At 73.7% G+C, this 3,925-nt stretch carries 5 protein-coding genes; all 5 read left to right on the top strand.

Annotation, left to right across the window (positions count from 1 at the left end):
• The first annotated feature begins 430 nt into the window (after nucleotides 1–430).
• The 5 genes from JNW89_RS30040 to JNW89_RS30015 all read left to right on the top strand — a co-directional run bounded on the left by JNW89_RS30040 (nucleotide 431) and on the right by JNW89_RS30015 (nucleotide 3,896).
• Complete coding sequence (locus JNW89_RS30040; protein WP_238451643.1) at nucleotides 431–907, top strand: hypothetical protein; 477 nt, start codon at nucleotides 431–433, stop codon at nucleotides 905–907.
• A gap of 47 nt (nucleotides 908–954) precedes the next feature.
• Entirely contained in the window at nucleotides 955–1,110 is a 156-nt protein-coding gene (locus JNW89_RS30035; RefSeq protein WP_088959894.1) for a hypothetical protein, read from the top strand.
• Between the two features lie 5 nt (nucleotides 1,111–1,115).
• A complete protein-coding gene (locus JNW89_RS30030; RefSeq protein ID WP_154941322.1) occupies nucleotides 1,116–1,577 on the top strand; it encodes a RidA family protein in 462 nt (153 codons plus the stop codon).
• Between the two features lie 124 nt (nucleotides 1,578–1,701).
• The gene (locus tag JNW89_RS30025) at nucleotides 1,702–2,535 is read left to right on the top strand and encodes an MBL fold metallo-hydrolase (RefSeq protein ID WP_238451642.1); all 834 of its coding nucleotides are present in this window, start codon (nucleotides 1,702–1,704) and stop codon (nucleotides 2,533–2,535) included.
• Entirely contained in the window at nucleotides 2,532–3,896 is a 1,365-nt protein-coding gene (locus tag JNW89_RS30015) for an MFS transporter (protein ID WP_309140040.1), read from the top strand. The genes JNW89_RS30025 and JNW89_RS30015 overlap by 4 nt, the downstream gene beginning before the upstream one ends.
• Nucleotides 3,897–3,925: the final 29 nt, after the last annotated feature.

Genomic DNA, 3,925 nt, shown 5'->3' with positions numbered 1-3,925 from the left:
GGGGCGGCGGGATGGCGCCCGGCCCGGGCTCGTCGGGGGTGGTGTCGACCGGCGCGGGGGTGGCCGGCGATCCGGTCGCTCCGTCGTTCGGCGGTTGGGTCATCTGGGTCCCCGGGGGATGGGCGTCCTCGCCGCCGTTGGGCGGGGAAGAGGGTTCGGGCGCGGCGGGCGACGTCGCTCGCCCGTCCGAGGCAGAAGGGTAGCGGTCGACGGGTCCTTCCGCGGCGCACCGTTCACGAGCCGAAGGCCGGCGTCGTCACGTTCTGGACGGGGCATGTGTCGCATATGTGACTTCAAGTGATCAACCATGCGCGTCCCGTTGTGGCCGTCCGGGCTGCGGTCCTACGTTCGTGCCGGCGGGGGAGCGGGTCGGGCGGTGGGTCCGGTCCGGACGGCGGTCAGTTCATGGTTTGAGGCCCGGAGGCAGTACATGCGCGACGCGGACAACATCGCTCGAGCCCAGTTCCCGCCCGGCGACCGGGCGGGCCGGCTCGCCGACCGGGGGGACGCGGACGGGCCGCTCGGCGGTCTCCCGGTGAACGAGCGGTCGTACCGCCGGTGCGCCGAGCCGAACGAGGTGCTGCGCATCCTCAACCGCGCGGGCGGGCGGGACGAGGACGAGCCCGGCTACGTCATCCACCTGCCGATCCGGGTGGCCGACCTGTCGGCGGCCACCGCGCTGGCCGGCACGGTGGCGGTCTCGCTGGGCTTCCTGCCCGAGTTGGACGCCGGGGAGACCACCGTCTCGACCGTCGACGACCAGAACAACCGGCACCGCGTCTTCTGCGACCTGCTGCTGCCCGACAAGTCCCGCTGCCCCCAGCCGTACGACCACGAGGGCCCGTGCGGGGAGGTGCCGACCGCCCCCGAGCAGCGTCCCGCGCCCCGGCCGACGCCCAAACCGTAGGCTGTGCCTGGAAACCAGTCCACGCCAGGCAAGGGAGCCTTCCACCGATGCAGAAGTGGGAATACGCCACGGTCCCGCTGCTGGTCCACGCGACCAAGCAGATCCTCGACAACTGGGGCGAGGACGGCTGGGAGTTGGTCGCCGTGGTCCCCGGCCCGAACCCGGACCAGCTGGTCGCCTACCTGAAGCGTCCGAAGGGCTGACGGGCATGAGCAACGGGCCTCACGCCAAGCTGGCGGAACTCGGGCTGGCCCTGCCCGAGGTCGTGCCGCCGGTGGCCAGTTACGTGCCGGCGGTGCAGTCCGGCCAGCACGTCTACGTCTCCGGCCAGCTGCCGATCGCCGAGGGCAAGCTGCTCGCCACCGGCAAGGTCGGCGCCGGCGTCTCCGCCGAGCAGGCCAAGGACCTCGCCGAGCGGTGCGCGCTGAACGCCCTCGCGGCGGTCGACGCGCTGGTCGGCCTGGAGAACGTCGTCAAGATCGTGAAGCTGACCGGCTTCGTCGCGAGCGCGTCCGGGTTCACCGGCCAGCCCGGCGTGATCAACGGCGCCTCGGACCTCTTCGGCGCGGTCTTCGGCGAGGCCGGCCGGCACGCCCGCTCCGCCGTCGGCGTCGCCGAACTGCCGCTCGACGCCCCGGTCGAGGTCGAGGTCATCGTCGAGGTCGCCTGACCGCACCGCCCGCTCCCCGCGATCCTGCGGTTCCGTGGCTGCTGAAAGCCGCGAACGGCCACAAACCATCGGCCGAAGCTGCAAGATCGCGGGGAGTGGCGGGCAGGGTCGTACGATCGCAGCCATGGGCGGGCATGTGACGGGGCCGGTGGCCGCGCTCGCGGACGGGCTGCCCGGCTGGGTGACCCTGTTGCGGGCGCCCAACCCCGGGCCGATGACGCTGGACGGGACGAACACCTGGGTGCTGCGCGCCGCCCCGGGCGCGCCCGCCGTGGTGGTCGACCCCGGACCGGCGGACGAGGGCCACCTGGGCCGGATCGCCGCACAGGGCCCGGTCGGCTCGGTGCTGATCACCCACGGGCACCCCGACCACACCGAGGGCTCCGCCCGCCTCGCCGAACTGCTCGACGGGGCCGCCGTGCGGGCCGCCGACCCGGCGCACACCATCGGCGCCGCGCCGCTGACCCCGGACGCTCCGGTGGAGGCCGCCGGCTTCACCGTCCGCCTGGTGCCGACCCCCGGGCACACCGCCGACTCGGTCTGCTTCCTTGCCGAACACGGCGACGAGCGGGTCGTGCTCACCGGCGACACCATCCTCGGCCGGGGCACCACCGTGGTCGCCCACCCCGACGGGCACCTCGGCGACTACCTCGCCAGCCTCGAACTGCTCTCCGCGTACCGGGGGATCCCGGCGCTGCCCGGGCACGGTCCGGCACTGGCCGACTGCGGCGCGGCGGCGGAGTTCTACCTGGCCCACCGGCGGGCCCGGCTCGACCAGGTCCGCGCGGCGGTCGAGGCCGGCGCGACCACCGCGCCCGAGGTGGTCGCCCGGGTCTACGCCGACGTCGACCGGTCGCTCTGGTGGGCCGCCGAATGGTCGGTCCGAGCCCAACTGGAGTACCTCGGGGTCGCCGCCCGGGAATCCGGCACCGGGGTCACGGAGTTGAAGCAGCCGTGACCTGCCCCGTGTGCGGCACCGTCGCCGTGCCCGGCGCCCGCTTCTGCCACAACTGCGGCGCCGCGCTGCCGGCCGCCGCGACCCTGCCCGCCGCCGAGCGGCGGGTCGTCACCGTGCTCTTCGGCGACCTGTCCGATTTCACCTCCTGGTCGGAGGACCTGGACCCGGAACGGGTCGGCGCGGTCACCGACCGGGTCAGCCGCCGCCGGATCATGATGGTCGCCAGCTGCACCGCCGGGTCGATCCAGTTGGTGCTCGCCGCGCTGCTCTGGACCGACAACCTGGTCCTCTGGCACATCTACGCCCTGGTCGCGTTGAGTCAGGTCGCGGGCTCGTTCCAGCGGATCGCGTTCCAGTCGGCGGTGCCGCAGCTGGTGCCGAAGCGCTACCTCGGGCACGCGATGGGCATTACCCAGCTTTCCAGCGGCTTCGCGATGCTGCTGATGCCCGTCTTCGCCGCCGGCCTGCTCGCCGCCATCGAACTCAAGGGCATCCTGCTCATCGACGTGGCGAGCTACCTGGTGGCGGTGCTGACCCTGGCCGTGGTGCGCTTCCCCGACCTGCTCGGCTGGCGGCCCCGGGAGCGGCTGCTGGTGGCGATCGCCAACGGGCTGCGCTACTCCTGGCAGCACCGCGGCTTCCGGCTGATGCTGGGCTACTTCGCCCTGGGCAACATCTTCCTGGCCCCGGCGCTGGTGCTCACCACGCCGCTGGTGCTCTCGTTCGGCACCGCCACCCAGGTGGCGCAGGTGGCCCTGGCCGAGGCCTGCGGCGCGGTGGCCGGCGGCGTGCTGATGTCGTTGTGGGGCGGGCCCCGGCGCCGGCGGATGGTGGGCGTGCTGGTCGGCAACCTCGGCACCGCCGTCGGCTGCGTGCTGGTCGGGCTGGACGCCTCCGTGACGATGGTCTGCGTCGGCATCTTCTGGCTGGCCATGGCGATGACCACCGCGCAGTCGATCTACGCGACCATCGTGCAGGTCAAGGTGCCGCAGCGCTTCCACGGCCGGGTGTTCAGCCTCAACCAGACCATCTCCTGGTCGACGCTGCCGATCGGTTTCGCGCTGCTCGCCCCGGCGGCGACCAGCCTCTTCGAGCCGATGCTCGCCCCGGGCGGGTCGCTGGCCGGGTCGGTGGGCGCGGTGATCGGCACCGGGCCGGGCCGGGGCATCGGTTTCGCGTACGTCTGCTTCGGGCTGGCCCTGGTCCTGATCACCCTGGGCGGGTTCGCGATCCGGATGCTGCGCCGCTTCGACGTCGAGGTGCCGGACTCGCTGCCGGACGACCTGATCGGCGCGCAGGAGCGGCAGCGGCGGCTCGCGGAGCGGGCGGCGGCGCAGGAACGGGAGCCCGTCGCGGCGTGACCCGGCGTGGGGCCCTCCGCGGAGGGCCC

The sequence above is a fragment of the Micromonospora sp. 4G55 genome (assembly GCF_016803375.1).
The sequence above is the reverse complement of the archived record's forward strand: the minus strand, read 5'-3'. Positions and strand labels throughout refer to the sequence as shown.

Coding starts and splice junctions, on each gene's coding strand:
- JNW89_RS30035 (WP_088959894.1), top strand. CDS start 955: ATGCAGAAGTGGGAATACGCCACGGTCCCGCTGCTGGTCCACGCGACC.
- JNW89_RS30040 (WP_238451643.1), top strand. CDS start 431: ATGCGCGACGCGGACAACATCGCTCGAGCCCAGTTCCCGCCCGGCGAC.
- JNW89_RS30025 (WP_238451642.1), top strand. CDS start 1,702: ATGGGCGGGCATGTGACGGGGCCGGTGGCCGCGCTCGCGGACGGGCTG.
- JNW89_RS30030 (WP_154941322.1), top strand. CDS start 1,116: ATGAGCAACGGGCCTCACGCCAAGCTGGCGGAACTCGGGCTGGCCCTG.